Origin of the sequence: Streptomyces sp. T028, assembly GCF_048159505.1 — a bacterium.
In the GTDB taxonomy this organism is placed as follows: Bacteria; Actinomycetota; Actinomycetes; order Streptomycetales; family Streptomycetaceae; genus Streptomyces.
In genome coordinates this window covers 16858-32782 of the sequence record NZ_JBLRVZ010000044.1, presented here as the reverse complement: position 1 = coordinate 32782, position 15925 = coordinate 16858, and the positions used below count along the sequence as shown (strand labels likewise).

Sequence of the window (15925 nt, the reverse complement as noted above, 5' to 3'; positions counted from 1 at the left end):
ACCGTCCGGGCGCCGTTCAGGCACATTGTTGGTTCCGGTTCAAGGCGCCGTCGGCGGGGGCAGTCCAGCGGCTTGTCGGCGGGCAGGGGGACGTGTGGACATACCTGAACGGGTGCACGGTCGGGTGCCGGACAACCGGCCCCATTTCTTCCTCTCCTACGCCCACACCCCGCCGTGGGGCCCGGACAGCGGAGACCCGGATCACTGGGTGCGCGTTCTGTACAAGGACCTGTGCAGCCACATCATGGCGCTCACCGATCTGCCGGCCGGCTCCGCCGTCGGCTTCATGGACCGGGAGATGCGCTCGGGAGAGGGCTGGCCCGAGAGACTGAGCGAGAACCTCGCGACCTGCCGGGTCTTCGTGCCGCTCTTCTCCCCGCGCTACTTCTCCAGCGAGATGTGCGGGCGGGAGTGGTTCGCCTTCACCGAGCGGATGCTGCACGCCAAGAGCACCGGCGCGGGCAGTGTGTCGGCCATCGTGCCCGCCCTGTGGACACGGGTCGAGTTCTCCGAACTCCCCGACTCCGTACGCCACATCCACCTGGACAACTCGGGCTTCGGCAGCCGCTACGCCGCCAACGGGATCTACGGGCTGATCAAGCTCAACCGGTTCCGCGACGAGTACGAGGAGACCGTGCTGGGCCTCGCCGAGCGCATCGTGCGCGTCGCCCGCGAGTCGCCGCTGCCCGTCGCCCGGCCCCGCGACTACGAGGCCACCCCCAGCGCCTTCAAACCGCGCGGCTCCGGTCCCCGGCACATCCATCTGACCGTCGCCGCCCCCACCCGCGACACCGTGCCCGACTACCGCGACCGCCACCCCTACGGCGACGACGCGCTGAGCTGGAACCCGTACCACTCGGAGTCCACACGGCCGCTGTCCGCGCTCGCCGAGGACCTCATCCGCTCCCTGGACTACCGGGTGACCGTCGCCGACTTCGACGACGAGGACACCGGAGAGTCGGCCCCGGCCGAGTCCGCCGCGCCGGAGGCGCAGGCCGCACGGCCCGGGATCCTGATCGTCGACCAGTGGGCCCTGACCGACGAGGAGCGCCGGCGCAGGCTCAAGACCTTCGACGCGGCCGCCCGTCCCTGGGTGAGCGCGATCGTGCCCCGCAACCGGGCCGATCTGCAGTGCCGCAACGAGGAGGGGCAGCGTCTGGCCGAGGAGCTGGAGCGGTCGATGCCGACGATCCTGGAGCGGGCGCGACGCAGCGACAGCCGTATCGCCGTCAACGGCGTACCCACCCTTAACGCCTTCACCAACGTACTGCCCGCCGTCGTGGCACACACCACCCGGCAGTACCTCAAGCACGCCGAGGCCCGGCTGCCGCAGGCCCCGCACGTGCCCAGGCTCCGACTGACGGACCCGCCCGGCCCCGAAACGGGAGACGACCACCAAGGAGAGGCATGACGGCCGCCAGGGACGGACGCATCATCACCTTCTACTCGTACAAGGGCGGCACCGGGCGCACCATGGCGCTGGCCAACACGGCGTGGATCCTCGCCGCGAACGGCAAACGCGTCCTCGCCGTCGACTGGGACCTCGAGGCGCCCGGCCTGCACCGCTTCTTCCACCCGTTCCTCGACCCCAACGCGCTCACGGCGACCACGGGCGTCATCAACATCCTCCAGGACTACGCCTGGGCGGCCACGGACGGCGCCCGCCGCACCGGGGCCTGGCACCTGGAGTACGCGGACGTCGAGCAGCACGCCGTCTCGCTCACCCCCGAGCGACTGGGCCTGAACTTCCTGGACGGGGGCTCACTGGACTTCCTCTCGGCGGGCCGTCAGTTCCGCGCGTACTCGGCGACGGCCTCCTCCCTGGAGTGGGACAACTTCTACGACCGCCTCGGCGGCGGCGCCTTCCTCGAAGCCCTGCGCGACAGCATGAAACAGTCCTACGACTACGTCCTGATCGACTCGCGCACCGGACTGTCGGACACCGCGGACATCTGCACCCTGCAGATGCCGGACATGCTCGTGGACTGCTTCACGCTCAGCGATCAGTCCCTGGACGGCGCAGCCGAGGTCGCGCACAGCGTCGGGGACGAGCACCGCAAACGGCGGATCCGTGTACTACCCGTGCCGATGCGCATCGACGAGGGCGAGAAGGACAAGGTCGACGCCGGCCGCGCCCTGGCCCGGCTGAAGTTCATGGGGCTGCCCAAGGGGCCGAACGGCGAGCAGCTGAGCGCCGAGGAGGCCACCGCCTACTGGGGCAGCGTGGAGATTCCCTACCGGCCCTACTACGCCTACGAGGAGACGCTCGCCACCTTCGGCGACGAGACCGGCGACCCCAAGTCGCTGCTGTCCGCCTTCGAACGACTGACCTCGGTGATCTCCGACGGCGAGGTCACCGGACTGCCACCGATACCGGAGTCGGTACGGCTGCGCTGCCGGGACACCTTCATCCGGCGCCGGCCACCGACCGTGGCGGCCGAGATGGTCGTGGCCTACGCGGCGGAGAACCGCATGTGGGCGGACTGGGTCGAGGCACTGCTCAGGCGGGCCGGGTGCAACGTCACCCTGCACAACCTGTCCGGCGGCCCCCTCGACCGCGTCGAGCCCGCCACCCGCACCCTCGTCCTGCTGTCCAACGCCCTCCAGCGCTCCCGCCACGCGGAGACCGTCCTGGCCGCCCTCATGTCCGCCGAGCCGACCCCGGGCGCACCGGTGCCCGTGCGGGTCGACGAGGTCCGGCTGCCGGAGGCGTACCTGGACCGGGGCGGCCTGGTCGATCTGCAGGGACTCGACGAGACGGGATGCGCCGCCGTCCTCCTCGACGCGCTGGAGCTGCCCGGGCAACTGTCGGACGGCGGGGCGGCCGCCCCCCGGTTCCCCGCGCAGACACCCAAGTTCTGGAACGTGCCGCAGCGCAACACCACCTTCACCGGACGCGGGCAGATCCTCGAACAGGTGCGCGACCAGCTGCGGGGCGGCATGTCCGTCGTCCTGCCGCAGCCACAGGCGCTGTTCGGGCTCGGCGGCGTCGGCAAGACGCAGATCGCACTGGAGTACGTCCACCGGTTCATGGCGGACTACGACCTGGTGTGGTGGGTCTCGGCGGAGCACGTCGACGACGTGGTCGCCTCACTCGCCGAACTCGGCGCCCTCATCGGCGCGCCCGGCGGCGAGGACATGGCACTGGCCAGCCAGGAGACCGTGCACATGCTCTCACGCGGAATCCCCACCGAACGCTGGATCCTGGTGTTCGACAACGCCGACTCGCCCGAAGACCTCACCGGCTACTTCCCCACCGGCAGCAGCGGGCACATCCTCGTCACCTCCCGCAACCAGTCGTGGTCGCATCAGGGGGCGACACTCGCCGTCGACGTCTTCCTGCGCCGCGAGAGCGTGGAGCACCTCTCCCGGCGCGCACCCGGCCTGACCGCCGACGAGGCCGACCAGGTGGCCACCGCGCTGGGCGACCTGCCACTGGCCGTGGAACAGGCGGCGGCCTGGCTCGCCGAGACCGCCACCCCGATCGCCGAGTACCTGCGCAGGCTCACCGAGCAGACGGCCGCGGTCCTCGCACTCAACCAGGCCCCCGACTACCCGGAGACGGTCGCCGCCACCTGGAACATCTCCATAGAACGGCTGAAGGAACGATCCCCCGCCTCCGTGCGGCTGCTCCAGCTGTGCGCCTTCCTCGCACCCGAGCCGATCTCCTCGCAACTGCTCTACAGCAAGGAGATGATCGACGCCCTCAAGCCGTACGACCCCGCCCTGCAGGAGAGTCTGCTGCTCGGCCGGGTCATCCGGGAGATCGGCCAGCTCGCGCTCGCCAAGGTCGACCAGGTCTCCAGCTCCATCCAGGTGCACCGGCTGGTGCAGGCCGTGATCCGCTCGCAGATGACGGAGGAGGACCGGCGCACCGCCCGTCACATGGTCCACACGGTCCTCGCGGGCACCCGGCCCGACGGCGACGAACCCATCGACGACCCGGAGTCCTGGCCGCGCTTCGGCGTCATCTGGCCGCACCTGGCCGCCTCCGACATCCGCAACTGCAGAGAGGCGGACCCGCGCCGGCTGCTCATCGACCGCGTCCGGTACCTGTGGAAGCGCGGTGAGTTCCCGCGCGCCCAGAACCTCGCCGAGGACCTCCTGGCCCACTGGAAGCCGATCCTGGGCGAGGACGACGTGCAGTACCTCTACCTTCAGTGCCAGCTCGCCAACGTCCTTCGCTCGCAAGGGCGTTACGTGGAGGCACAGGCGATAGACGAGGAACTGCGCGACCGGCAGCGACGGGTACTGGGCACCACGCACCCGCACACGTACGTCACCACATCCAGCCTCGCCAGCGACCTCGCCGCCCTCGGCGAGTACACGAGGGCCGTGGAACTGGCGAAGGAGGCGCACGACGGCTTCAGCCAGATCTTCCACGAGTCCCACCCCCGTACCCTGAACGCCGCCAACAACCTCGCGCTGGCCCAGCGCATGGTCGGCAACTACGGCGAGGCCCGACGGCTCGACCAGCAGACCTACGACCGCCGTACCGAGGTCCTCGGCCCCGAGCACCCCTACACTCTGGCGTCGGCCGACAGCCTCGGGCGCGACCTGCGCGAGGTGGGCCGGTACTCCGAGTCGGTGACCGTGCTCTCGAGGGCGTACCAGCAGCACAAGCGGATCCTCGGCAAGGAGTTCCCGGGCACGCTGCGGTGCGCCAAGTCACTCGCGGTCTCCCTGCGCCGGGCCGGTCTCTTCGAGGACGCACTGCGGCTGACGTCGGCGACCCTGGAGCAGTACCACCTGCAGTACACGGCACCCACCCCGGACTCGCTGGCCTGCGAACTCAATCTCGCCGCCGACCTGTTCGCGGCCGGTGACCGGCAGGAGGCGCGCAAGGTGGCCCAGCGGGTGCTCGCCGAGTACGTGAAGGTCCCCGGCGAGGCGCACCCCTACACCCAGGCCGCGATGAACAACCTGGCCATCTTCCACTGGGGCTGCGGCGATATGGCGCAGGCCGAGGCCGTGTTCCGCAGGACGATCGAACGGATGACGGAGGTGCTCGGCGACCACCACCCGCACACCCAGTTCTGTTCCGCCAACTACGCCATCGTGCTGGCCGAGACCGACCGGCTGGACGAGGCCTGGGAGCTGGAGAAGCACGCCGTGGACGCCCTGCGCGGCATCCTGGGCTCCCAGCACCCGGAGACCCTGGCCGTGGTCAGCAACAGCGCCCTCACCCTCGCCGGCCTCGGCCGCTCCGACGAGGCCCGTGTCCACCGCGGAGAGGCCGTCACCGAACTGGAGCGCCAACTGCGCCAACTCGGCGAGAACAACGGCATCACCAACTTCGTGACACTCGAACGGCGGGTGTACCGGGACCTGGAGCCACTGGCGGTGTGAGGCACGCAGGCGGCGTCCGTCCTTCGGCCTGCTCAGTCTCTCGGCGTGTCCTGCAGCAGCCAGTCCAGTACGTCCGGGAGGGCGCGCAGGGACGCGAAATGCGCCGCCTTCGGTTCCAGGACGGCCTCGGCCCGTGGAATGCGCTGGGCCAGCCACGAAAAGTGGGAGGCGGGCGAGAACACGTCCCTCGCGCCGTGCCACAGCAGCACCGGCACCCCGATGTGCGCCGGATCGAAGCCCCACGGGCTGGTCAGCGCGAGCGCATCGTCGATCCAGCCGTACGGTGACGTACGCAGCGCCTCGTGATAGTTGCGCAGCAGCATCGAACGGATGCTGTTCTCGGAGACGATCAGCCGGTCCTCGTCGGTCAGGTCGGAGCGCAACTCCTCCAGCAGCCGCGCCGGGTTGCTGCGGATGGCGGCCGAGCGCGGGATGATGCCGGCGGCGTACCGCTCTGGATCCGTGAACGCCGTACGGAAGTCGCGGACGTTGAACGGTGTCATCCCCGCGAACCAGTCGAGCCCCTCGGCGTCCCTCGGTGCGAGCCCCACCAGCGCGGCGGCCCGTGTCACCCGTCCCGGCAGGATCGCGGCACAGGCGAGGGCGTGCGGTGCCCCGCCGGAGCGCCCGGCCACCGCGAAGCGTCCCAGTCCGAGGGCATCCGCCACGGCGGCGACGTCCTCGACCACGTCCACGACCCGCCGCCCGGGCCTGCGGTCCGAACCGCCGTATCCCGGCCGGTCGAAGCTGATGAGCCGGGCCCCGCGCTGGTAGAGGAACATGGCCCGGGGCCGCGGCCCGACCCGGCTGCCCGGCATGCCGTGCAGCAGGAACACCGGCCGCCCGGACGGATCCCCCGAGATCTCCACGCGCAACCGCCGCCCACCAGCCGTCCGCACCAGGTCAGGCACCGCCGTGTCCCCCTCCCGCGCCCATGCCCGGGACCACGTTGCACGACACCTGCCCGTACGGCCGGACAGCGAAACGAACAGGCAGGTCAACCAGCGGTGGGGAACAGGAGTTTGGCTCGCTCGCACCGACGGCCCGGCCCGATCCGGTCGCCGGCCCACGGGTGCTCGACGACCTTCTTCCTGAAGCCCTGGTCGCCCAGGGCCTTCTTCACCGTGCCGCTCTGCCTGAAGTCCTGGTCGGTGCCTTCGTCGCGCCAGAGGTGGAAATGCCCCCTCGTACGGAGGCCTTCTGCTCCGGCTGTTCCTCCATGGTCCGCAGCGGTGCGGGCAGAACACTGAGATTTCCCCCATTTCCCGTTCCGGGCGAGGATGATGAGCTGGTGACATCGGTGACATCCCAACAGTTGCGCATCCGTACCGACCATGGGGCCGACGAGCTGAGATCCCTCTTCGACTGGCTGCGCCACGAGGACGCGCTGCGCGGTCGGGTGCGCCCCGAACACGCCCCGATCGCCCAGGGAGAGATGGGCGGGGCACTGGACGCCCTGGTGGTGGCCATCGGCCCCGGCGGCGCGGGCGCGGTGGTCGGCGCGCTGATCGGAGCTTTGGCCACCTGGTTCCCGAATCGCCGTTCCGACGTGCGGATCACCGTCACCAACGACAGCGGCCGCACCGTCGAGGTGGACGGCAAGCGCGTCGACGTTCCCGTACTGCTGGAGGTCGTCGAGCGACTCCTGGAGGACGGCCGGACGGGCGGGGACGGAGAGGGAACACCGGAGTGACCCGGTTCCCGGATCCGGCTCGTTCGCGGGCCGTCCTGATCGGTGTGAGCCGGTACGACCACCGCGAGCTGCCCGGGATCCCGGCGGTGCGGGCGAACCTGGCGGATCTGAGGGCGATCCTGACGGATCCGGTCAGTGGGACGGTGAGGGCCGAGCACTGCAAGGTGGTGGGCGAACCCCGAGTACCGACCGACTTCGGCATCCCCGTAGCCGAAGTGGCGAGTGAGGCGACGGACTTGCTCCTCGTCTACTACGCCGGCCACGGGCTCGTCGACGCGCAGGGCAGGTTCCATCTGGCCGTGTCCGGCAGTGACCCGGCCCGGCCGAGCGTGACCGCGCTCCCTTTCGACGTGGTGCGCGAGGCGATGGTCGACAGTCGGGCGACGGTCCGGGTGCTGGTACTGGACTGCTGCTTCTCCGGCCGTGCGACCGGCGCGATGGCGGACGAAGCGGGGTTGATCAGCGGGCAGATCGACATCGCCGGCACCTACATCCTCAGCTCATCGCCGTCGAACAAGCCCTCGATGGCTCCATCGGGTGAGACCCACACGGCCTTCACCGCCGCGCTGCTCGTGGCGCTGGGCGACCCGGAGCCCCTCACCCTCGACGAGGTGTTCCTCAAGGTGCACCGCAACCTCCTCAGACGATCGCTTCCCCTGCCCCAGTGCCGGGTGATGAACACGGCAGGCGGCATGAGCCTGACGAAGGGCCCGCCTTCCACCGCGGCACCGCCCGTCGCCGTGGTACCCCCACTCCTGTGGAAACGTCGCCGGTTCCTGATCGCGGCGGCCACCGGCGTGTCCCTCGGCGCCGCAACCGCCGCGGGATGGGCGCTCCAGGACGGATTCGGCCATGACGCGTCGGGGGCCGCCGGGCCGTCCTCCAGTGGATCACCCGCCATGAAGGTGACGGCCACCCCTCCTTCGGGACAGCCCGTCGCGCGTCACACGGGCTCCGTCCAGTCGGTGGCGTTCCGTCCCGGCGGACGCATCCTGGCCAGTGGCAGCAGCGACAGAACCATCCGGCTCTGGAAGGTGACCGACCTGGCGAAGCCGGCACCGCTCGCGTCCCTCACCGCCCCCACGGACAACGTCGACTCGGTGGCGTTCAGCCCCGAGGGCGGTCTGCTGGCCGGTGGAGGCAACGACAACGAGGTCCGGATCTGGAACACGGCCGAGCCCGCCGAACCGACGCTGACGGCCCGCCTGACGGGGCACACGGACGCCGTCTTCTCCGTCGCCTTCAACCCCGACAGCACCATTCTGGCCAGCGGCAGCGCGGACCGGACCCTCCGCCTCTGGAACGTCTCGGACCCCGCGAAGCCGACACCGATGGGCCGTCCTGGCACCGGCCACACGGACGCCGTCCTCTCCGTGGCCTTCAGCCAGGATCCGAGCCTCATGGCCACCGGCAGCGCCGACAACTCGATTCTGCTGTGGAACGTGGCCACCCCGCCGGCCACAGTGGGTGAACCCCTCCGCGGGCACGGTAACCGTGTGCACAGCGTGGCGTTCAGCCCCGACGGCAAACGGCTCGCCAGCGCCGGAGGTGACCGGACCATCCGCCTGTGGAACGTGACCGACGTCGCGCACCCGGCACGGATCGGCGCGCCCCTGACCGGCCACACGGACGCGATCCACTGCCTCTGTTTCACCGCCGACGGCAAGATCCTCGCCAGCGCGGGCGCCGACAGGAAAATCCGCCTCTGGGACATGACCGACCCCACCAGGCCGACACCGCTCGGCGATGCCCTGACCGGACACACGGACGCGATCCACTCCCTCGCCTTCACCACCGACGGCGGGATCCTCGCCAGCGGGGGCGCCGACAGGACGATCCGGTTCTGGACGGTCCCCCGATAGGGCTTGTCGCGCCGATCCGCCGGCCGGCTCACCCGGCTCCTGCTGCCACCGCGCTGGCCTTCGCCGCCTGGTTCACCGGGCCGCGGCACCTGCCCGCAGGGACAGTGGGGCTGATCGGGTTGCTCAACCCCGCTACCCCACCCGGTATCCGACGAGGGTCCCGTGCAAGCGCCCTCCGTAAGCGATCCCCCGTGAGAGAAGAGGCCGCGATGGCCGCAGAGGGGGGACGGAGTGTGGTAACAAGTGTTACCGTCAGGGAATGGCGAAGACACAACTGGGTGCGCGGGTCGACGACGAGATCGTGGAACTGGCGAAGGCCCGTGCGAAGGACCGCGGTATGAGCCTGGGCGATTACATCGGGGCCCTGGTGCGCGAGGACACCAGCAGGCTGCGGCAGCGGGGGCTGGATGCCGCGCGGCGGTTCCTCGACGAGCACCAGAGCGTCTTCGACGACGCCGAGGACGCTGAGCGGCACTCGCCGGGGACGCACGCCGCCTGATGGATCTGTACATCGATGTCCCGTGGATTCTGCAGGTCGCCGAGCTCGCCGGTGCGGGAGATCCCGCTCCGGACGACTACGGCGTCCCGGTGGCCGCCGTAGCCTGCCACCGGGCCGAACTTCTGGACCAGCCCGTCTACGACGGCCCCTACGCCCGGGCGGCGGCGCTGATCCACGTCCTCGGCCGCTGCCGCTGGCTGGAGCGCTCCAACATGGCGGTGGCCGCCGCGACCGGAGTGATGTACCTGGAAGCGTCGGGCATCCCCGTCAAGCCCACCCGGGAGGACGCCGTCGCCCTGCGCGATCTCCTCCGGGACCCCACCTGCACCGCCGCCAGGATCTCCACTCTCCTGCACGCCTGGCCACAAGCCACCTGAGACCATGAGCACGACCCGGCAACGGTGCATCGGCGCCCTCTGGGCCAGTGCGCAGCCGCCACCCGGCCGGCCGCTCACCCGTCGCCGGCCCGCTCATGAAGATCGCGCGACGCACCGGCAGGGGGGACACCGCGGACGTTGAGGGTGTAGGACCGCTCGGCCGTGGTGCCGCAGTTCCTCGGCCCAGGATTCGTCGTCGGGGTGGTCGGCGTCCTCGGGAAAGCCACCGACCGCGTGACCGACGAGCGGTTCCTCTCCCCGCGTCGCCTCATTCCTGGCTTCGGCGAGCGCGCAGGGCTCGCGTCACACGTGTGATGCCGTAGCCGAGCACCCAGGGAAGCACAGTGTCGCCCAGGACGAGGACGTAGAACGTGCCCAGGAAGTCGTCCCTCCAGACCGGATCGCTCAGGTCGGGTTCCCGCAAAAGCAACGCGATGAGCGGAACCCCCACCGGCTCCAGCGGCAGCAGCACCGACCACCGCCGCGGCCACCGGCCAGGTCTGCGGGCGCACCAGATCCCGAGCGTGCCCATGATGAAGGGGCCGAACGGCAACCACAGAATCGCCGGGGCGAACAGCAGCAGCCACCAGTCGTCCGCATACCCAACCTGCGTCGAAGGCTCCCGAGACACCGCGCGCCCTTCTCGGACACCGTTCCGGGCCAGTCTCCCAGCCGTATTTCCGGGAGCCATCGGAGAAAGCACGTAACCGACCACGTACATCACGCAGGGCGCCTGCGGTCCGGGGCGAGCGGGAGCCGAGGACGGCTGTCCCCCGACGGGGGTACACGGACGGCAGCCGGGCTGGACGATTCCTGGCGATGGCCGCCGGTATCCGGCACAACAAGGCCGCAACGGTCAGCCGTTTGCCACCGCCCGGAGACGGACGAGGACGTCCGGGTCGACGGCGATCCCGTCGCCGAAGGGGTCGGCGCGGTTGCCCTCGTCGACGAGGGCTACGACCCACCCGGCCAACTCCCGCGCATCGGCGTCCCCGGGACGGGCGGTCAGCCAGTGGTCGACCCGTTTGGCGATCTCCGCCTTCTGCATGGCGCTCAGTCTGGGGTTGTCCTTGACCAGGCGGACGGCGGTGGGCAGGGAGCCACGCCGCTCGTTCGGGATTCCGCCGGGCTCCGCACCGAGCCAGTGCACCAGGTCGTTCACCATCCGGCTCGTCCAGTCGCGCTTTCCGTCCTGCCATGGCGGATGCCCGAGATGCGCGAACATCGCCTCGGCGAGGTACGGGGCGGAGGCCAACTGATGGTGGTGTCTCCACCAGTCGCGGGCGTGTTCCATCGCTTCCCGCTGCTGCTCCGCTCCGAGGTCGTCACGTTCGAACAGGCGCTGCAGGACAAGACCCGACTCCCAGTCGAACCGGTGGTCGGCGACGAGCGACAGGGCCTTCTGCCGGACCGGGTCGCTCCATTCGCTCAGCTCCTTGCAGCGGAGCAGACCGCCCAGGATCAGCATCGCCCGCCGCCACGGAGGGTTCTTCTCCAGCACGTCCAGCGCGAAACGGACGGCCCGGTCGTCGTCCGGAGGCGTCAGCGGCAGGAGCCGGGCGAGGAGGGGAGCGGACTTGGTGATGGTGGGTTCGCTGGACAGAAGCCACTTCGTGCCGGCCTCCACGGCCGCCTGTCTCGTCGGGTCATCGATGTCGTCCCGGTCGAGCAGCATGCCGGCCAGACTGCCCGCCTCGGGATGCTCGGGGTGCCCGGTGAGCCAGACGCGCGCGGCAGCGCACATGCGCGTGTGTTCCGCGGATCCGGCGGCGACCTCCCTGCGTCGGACAAGTCCCTTGAGGGCGAAGCCGGCCTGCTCCGTCCCCACCAAAGCGTCCAGCCAGCGGAGCGCGTCGTCGACCACCACGGTGACGAAGTCCGGCGGGAGATCCCGCGGGCCGAGCAGCGACTGCAGGAGCATGCCCCGCTGACCGCTCAGGTCCTGAAGCCGCAGCAGCCGCCTCGCATGAGTGAGCAGACGCTCCGTCCGCTCGGGGTCCGGCTGCAGTTCCAGGGCCGCCCGCAGCATCGGCAGGTGGACGTTCAAGGAGTCACGCGGGGGGCGGTGAGCCCTCTCCAGGCGGTCCAGCAGGGCGACGACATGGTCGACCGCTCTCGCCAGTTGCTCGGGGGTCGGGGTTTGTCGTTTGAACGCCAACAGCAGCCAACGGGCGACGTGCGTGTCGGTCGGGTGCCGGTCACGATGACTGTCCAGCCAGGTCAGTGCGTAGGTGTAGGCCTCGCACGCCTCGTCACCCCTGAGGTCCGCCAACTGGAGCAGCTTCTGGAGCACACCGGTGGCGTCGTCCCCTTCGTGGTGGGTGTGCAGCCATCCCAAGGCGGGCCGCACGGCCTCCGCACCCAGGGGGAGTCCCGGGCCCGAGATGTCGAGCACGGCGATCAGAACGGGGAACGCCTTGTACCACCGGGAGTGCTCCTTCGCCCAGGCGAGCAGGGCACGGGCCAGGTCGGGGCCGACGGCGGTCCGGTGGGTCAGGCGCAGGACCCGGGCCGCGGTGTTCGGAGTGACAGCCTCCCGTGCCCACCGCCGGAGCCATGGAACCGTCACCGTGGCAAGGCGGGGCCTCAGGTCGTCGGGGATCAGCGACTGCCCGGCGCCGCGGTCCTTCTTGAACTGCTCCTGGGCCTCCATGAGGTCGGTCAGTGCCCAGATGGCCGGTCTCCGCTGCCAGTTGTGCTCCAGCCAGTCCACCGTGAGCGCGGCGGCCGTCCGGCGGCGGGACTCGGTACCGCGCCGGTCCAGGAGGACACCGGACAGAACGTGGGAGGCGCAGAGGTGCGTGGCGTTCACCGCGAGCCAGGCGTCCGTCGCGCTCACGGCCGCGCGATGGCCGTCGGCCGACAACTCGGTGCGCAGCAGTAGCCACTTCAGCACCTCGCTCGAGGTGAGGGCGAGAGGATTGTGCGCCACGTGCGCCTGCGCCATCTCCAGTGCCTCGTCCCGGACCCGCTCCTCGATGTCGCGCCGGGAGAGCAAGGCGGCCAGCAGCGGTGCGTTGGCTTCGGCCCCGGGCGTCTCGCGCAGTTGCGCCAGGGCCCGTTCGGCGAGCGGGCCGGTACGCTCTCGGTCCGCGCCCTGCTGGACCAGGGCGGCGGCGAGCACGTGGTTGGGCCGCACGCCCGGGTTGGCGTCCAGGAACTCGTCCGCCAGGCGGAGAGCGCGGTCCCGGACGGTGTCACGGGTCTCGTGCCGGCGCAGCAACCACCGCAGGACCTGGGCGGCGATCGGCTCACGCGCATGGCGTTCCAGCCATCCGAAAGCCAGAGCGATGATCTTCCTGCGGTCGTCGTTGCGGTCCTCGTAGAGTGCGCGGGCCAGCAGCAGCGGGTCGACGCGCGAGGCCACGGGACGCTGGAACCAAGGGTCCGCCAGGGGGCTCCAGTAGGCGTACGTGAGCTTGTGCCACGGGCGGGTGAAAAGGAGGAACTCCAGGACGCTCGCCCCGCCGGGGTCCGCCGTGGCCACGGTCCGGCCCAGTGTCGCGGCATGCTCGTGCAGCCAGAGCCCGGCCTGCTGGTCGAACCGCCGGCGGTCCTCCCCGGACGCGACCGGATACCAACGGGTGATCGAGGCGGCCGCGTTGGCGAACGCCCCCACGTCTCGCGCCGCCGCGCCCAGGACGAGGTCGAGTCCGGGGCCCTCGGCGCCGCAGGTGGTGGCGTACTCCAGGAAAGTGTCGCAGGCGAGGGGGTGGGACACCACGCATGTACGGGAGTGACCGACGGCGGTGGGGTCGAGATGCAGCAGGCGCGTCTCGCGCAGACACCGGACCACTTCCACGCCGGAGCAGGGCGCGGGCCGGTTCAGTGCCCTGGCCGTCCCGGACAGGGCGGCGTCGGCGACGGCGACGAGACGGTCGTACGGCAGCGGGGCCGCGGCGAGCACGGCCGCCACGGGCAGCAGGACGAGCCGGCCGGCCGTCTCGGGATCGCTCCGCACACCCTGGAGCGACCGGCGCACGGCCTCGGGCAGCGATGCGGCCAAGAGCGCAGAGCCGTCGTCCGCTCCGCTTCCGCAGGAGTCCGCCCGAGCGGTGGACGCGTCCTCGGTCGGCGTCGCCCCGGCGGCCCCCGTGGCGTGTTCCAGGACTCCGGACCACATCACGGCGACACCCGGCGCCAGGGGCGCCTCCGGGTCATTGCCCAGGGCGGCCAGGACAGCGCTCACACGGTGAACCGCCAACGTCTCCGGCGCCGCCTTACGCAGCACCGAGCGCAGCAGCGGACGCCGGTACGACGGATCGGTCGGCAGGTGCTCCTCGACCGGCAGCAACGTGGCGGCTCCCCGGGCCAGCTGCGACTTCCAGTGCGCGCCGTGCCGGGAGGTGGCGAGTACGGCCACTGGCTTGCCCCGGTAGGCCAGTTCAAGGAGGGCGTCGTGCAGCCCGGGCAGGTCGAGCCCGGGGAAACGATCGAGACCGTCGATGACGAGCAGCGCCGTACGGGCAACGGGCGTGTCGTCGAGCACGGCGGTCAACTCCGCGACGACTTCCTCGGTGGACAGCGGCAGCGGCTCGGCCGAGCCGCCGTCGATCCCGCCCAGGAAGCGGACCGGGGAACCGGCCGCCTCCGACCGCGCCGCCACCTCCAGACACCACCGGGACCTGCCCGCACCCGGCGCACCCAACAGGGCGACCCCGCGCGGCAGTTGGCTGCCCTGCGCCGGTGGGACCAGCACGTCCGGGGTGCGGGTCGGCGCCTTTCTGAAGAACGGAAGCTCCTCCGGGAGCAGGAACCGCCCGCGTACGGCCGTCACCACCTCGTCCAGGGTGCGCAGCACGCGGCGCGGCGCCCGGCGAGCCGTCGCCGTGCGGGGCCCCACGAGGGGGATCGCCCCACCCGCCTTGTCAACAGACCGGAACGTGTCCGCCGGGATGCGCCGTCGAATCTCGTCGAGGGCGGTACCCGCGGCGTGCGCGGCGAGCCGGGAGTACCACCACCGGACCTGCTCCCCACTCTCCTCGTACGAGGTGCGCACCAGGGCCTCAGCCACCACGGACCACAAGTATTGGGCGCGCCACACCTCCCGGTCGCCCGGCAGGGCGGCCCGGCATGCCTCGTCCACGGCCCTTATCGCGTCGACCACGCCGGCCCCGGTCCCGGGGCCCGCTGTGCTCCCGGGGTCGATCACGGCGCCCATGAGGGCATGTGCCTCGTCCGACGCGACATCCGGCAGGTCGGCGACGCGTCGGCCCACCAGGGCCAGCACCAACGCGGCGACGTCACGGCTCAGCGGGACGCCTTCCTCGTAGTGGGCCAGGTCGATCAGCCAGTGCCGACCGGGCACGGGCCGGCCGTCGCGGCATTCGACCAGGACGTTCTCCAGGTGCAGGTCGCCGTGGGCGCGGCCGACGAAACTGTCGAACCTGAGCGCGCCGATCGGATGGCCCGGCTCGGTGATCCGGACCGGGTTCGGCAGGACCACACCCGGGTCGTCCTCCTCCCGGATCCACCGGCCGACCTCCGCGTCGGCCATGAGGATCGCCTGTGCCCAAGCGCGGGCCGAGCGCCCCGGTTGCAGAGCCGCACGTAACTCCCTCGCCACGAACTCCCCGACGGTGGTGGAGACCAGGCTCCGCCCGGCGTTCCAGGTCTCGAAGAGAGACGTGACCAACTGACCGCAAGGTGAGGCCAGTTCGCCGTTGAGTGCGGCGCCCAGGGGCATCACCTCGTCGGTGGCGGGCGGCAGCTTCTGGTACATCACCCGGCGGCCGTCGGGCAGATCGTGCGGCGGATATGCCTGCCTGACCAAGTACGCGTCGGCGAACTCCGGCGCCTCGGAGACGGCTTGGTCGTGCCGCCCGGCCTCATGGGTGTCCTGCCCGGCGGGCAGCAGCTTGACGACGACCCGCTCGTCCGGTCCGTGCGGATGGCCCAACACGACGAGGCCGAGCCGGGCACCGCTGTGGCCGGAGCGTCGCCACGGCTCGGCCTGGGCGCGTACGGTGACGCCCTGCTCGGCCCAGTGGACACGCAGCGATGCCGCGACCTGGTCGTCGAACAGCGTGTGGAGGCCGTCATCCACGCCCGGCTCGGCCAAAGACCCGGACTGCCCGGGGAGGTCAACGCTGTCAGGGCCGCCGCTGAAGTGGCAACGACCGCCGCCACCGGGGGTGTTGGCGTC

General features: G+C 71.0%; 10 protein-coding genes and 1 pseudogene. 7 read left to right on the top strand and 4 right to left on the bottom strand.

Features of this window, described 5'->3' with window-relative positions; translation table 11 throughout:
- Positions 1-94: 94 nt before the first annotated feature.
- Together ACLZN2_RS36815 and fxsT are read left to right on the top strand one after the other, a co-directional pair.
- Complete coding sequence (locus tag ACLZN2_RS36815) at positions 95-1411, top strand: TIR-like protein FxsC (protein WP_416983902.1); 1317 nt, start codon at positions 95-97, stop codon at positions 1409-1411.
- Complete coding sequence (gene fxsT / locus ACLZN2_RS36810; protein WP_416983901.1) at positions 1408-5349, top strand: FxSxx-COOH system tetratricopeptide repeat protein; 3942 nt, start codon at positions 1408-1410, stop codon at positions 5347-5349. The genes ACLZN2_RS36815 and fxsT overlap by 4 nt, the downstream gene beginning before the upstream one ends.
- 32 nt (positions 5350-5381) lie before the next feature.
- On the opposite strand, the gene ACLZN2_RS36805 is transcribed toward fxsT, so the two are convergent.
- Entirely contained in the window at positions 5382-6260 is an 879-nt protein-coding gene (locus tag ACLZN2_RS36805) for an alpha/beta fold hydrolase (protein WP_416983899.1), read from the bottom strand.
- Positions 6261-6346: 86 nt separating this feature from the next.
- The gene (locus tag ACLZN2_RS36800) at positions 6347-6472 is read right to left on the bottom strand and encodes a hypothetical protein (RefSeq protein ID WP_416983897.1); all 126 of its coding nucleotides are present in this window, start codon (positions 6470-6472) and stop codon (positions 6347-6349) included.
- A gap of 168 nt (positions 6473-6640) precedes the next feature.
- On the opposite strand from ACLZN2_RS36800, the gene ACLZN2_RS36795 reads away from it, so the two are divergent.
- The 5 genes and pseudogenes from ACLZN2_RS36795 (at position 6641) to ACLZN2_RS36775 (ending at position 9780) form a co-directional block, all read left to right on the top strand.
- Positions 6641-7042 (top strand): effector-associated constant component EACC1, encoded by a 402-nt coding sequence (locus ACLZN2_RS36795; protein ID WP_416983895.1) that lies wholly within the window; start codon positions 6641-6643, stop codon positions 7040-7042.
- A complete protein-coding gene (locus ACLZN2_RS36790; RefSeq protein ID WP_416983893.1) occupies positions 7039-8904 on the top strand; it encodes a caspase, EACC1-associated type in 1866 nt (621 codons plus the stop codon). The genes ACLZN2_RS36795 and ACLZN2_RS36790 overlap by 4 nt, the downstream gene beginning before the upstream one ends.
- Positions 8889-9041, top strand: a pseudogene (locus tag ACLZN2_RS36785) (EamA family transporter); the annotation flags it as partial. The gene ACLZN2_RS36790 and the pseudogene ACLZN2_RS36785, both read left to right, overlap by 16 nt.
- Positions 9042-9163: 122 nt before the next feature.
- Complete coding sequence (locus ACLZN2_RS36780) at positions 9164-9403, top strand: hypothetical protein (protein WP_416983891.1); 240 nt, start codon at positions 9164-9166, stop codon at positions 9401-9403.
- Positions 9403-9780: a fic family toxin-antitoxin system, toxin component gene (locus ACLZN2_RS36775; protein ID WP_416983889.1), complete on the top strand. Its 378-nt coding sequence runs from the start codon at positions 9403-9405 to the stop codon at positions 9778-9780. Before ACLZN2_RS36780 ends, ACLZN2_RS36775 begins: the two co-directional genes overlap by 1 nt.
- 268 nt (positions 9781-10048) lie before the next feature.
- Here the strand turns inward: ACLZN2_RS36775 and ACLZN2_RS36770 are convergent, their stop codons facing one another.
- Together ACLZN2_RS36770 and ACLZN2_RS36765 are read right to left on the bottom strand one after the other, a co-directional pair.
- The gene (locus ACLZN2_RS36770) at positions 10049-10411 is read right to left on the bottom strand and encodes a hypothetical protein (RefSeq protein WP_416983888.1); all 363 of its coding nucleotides are present in this window, start codon (positions 10409-10411) and stop codon (positions 10049-10051) included.
- Between the two features lie 225 nt (positions 10412-10636).
- A complete protein-coding gene (locus ACLZN2_RS36765) occupies positions 10637-15826 on the bottom strand; it encodes a hypothetical protein (RefSeq protein ID WP_416983887.1) in 5190 nt (1729 codons plus the stop codon).
- Positions 15827-15925 lie beyond the last annotated feature (99 nt).

Excerpts from the sequence above, each read along its gene's own strand:
- fxsT (WP_416983901.1), top strand. The coding sequence starts at position 1,408 with ATGACGGCCGCCAGGGACGGACGCATCATCACCTTCTACTCGTACAAG.
- ACLZN2_RS36780 (WP_416983891.1), top strand. The coding sequence starts at position 9,164 with ATGGCGAAGACACAACTGGGTGCGCGGGTCGACGACGAGATCGTGGAA.
- ACLZN2_RS36775 (WP_416983889.1), top strand. The coding sequence starts at position 9,403 with ATGGATCTGTACATCGATGTCCCGTGGATTCTGCAGGTCGCCGAGCTC.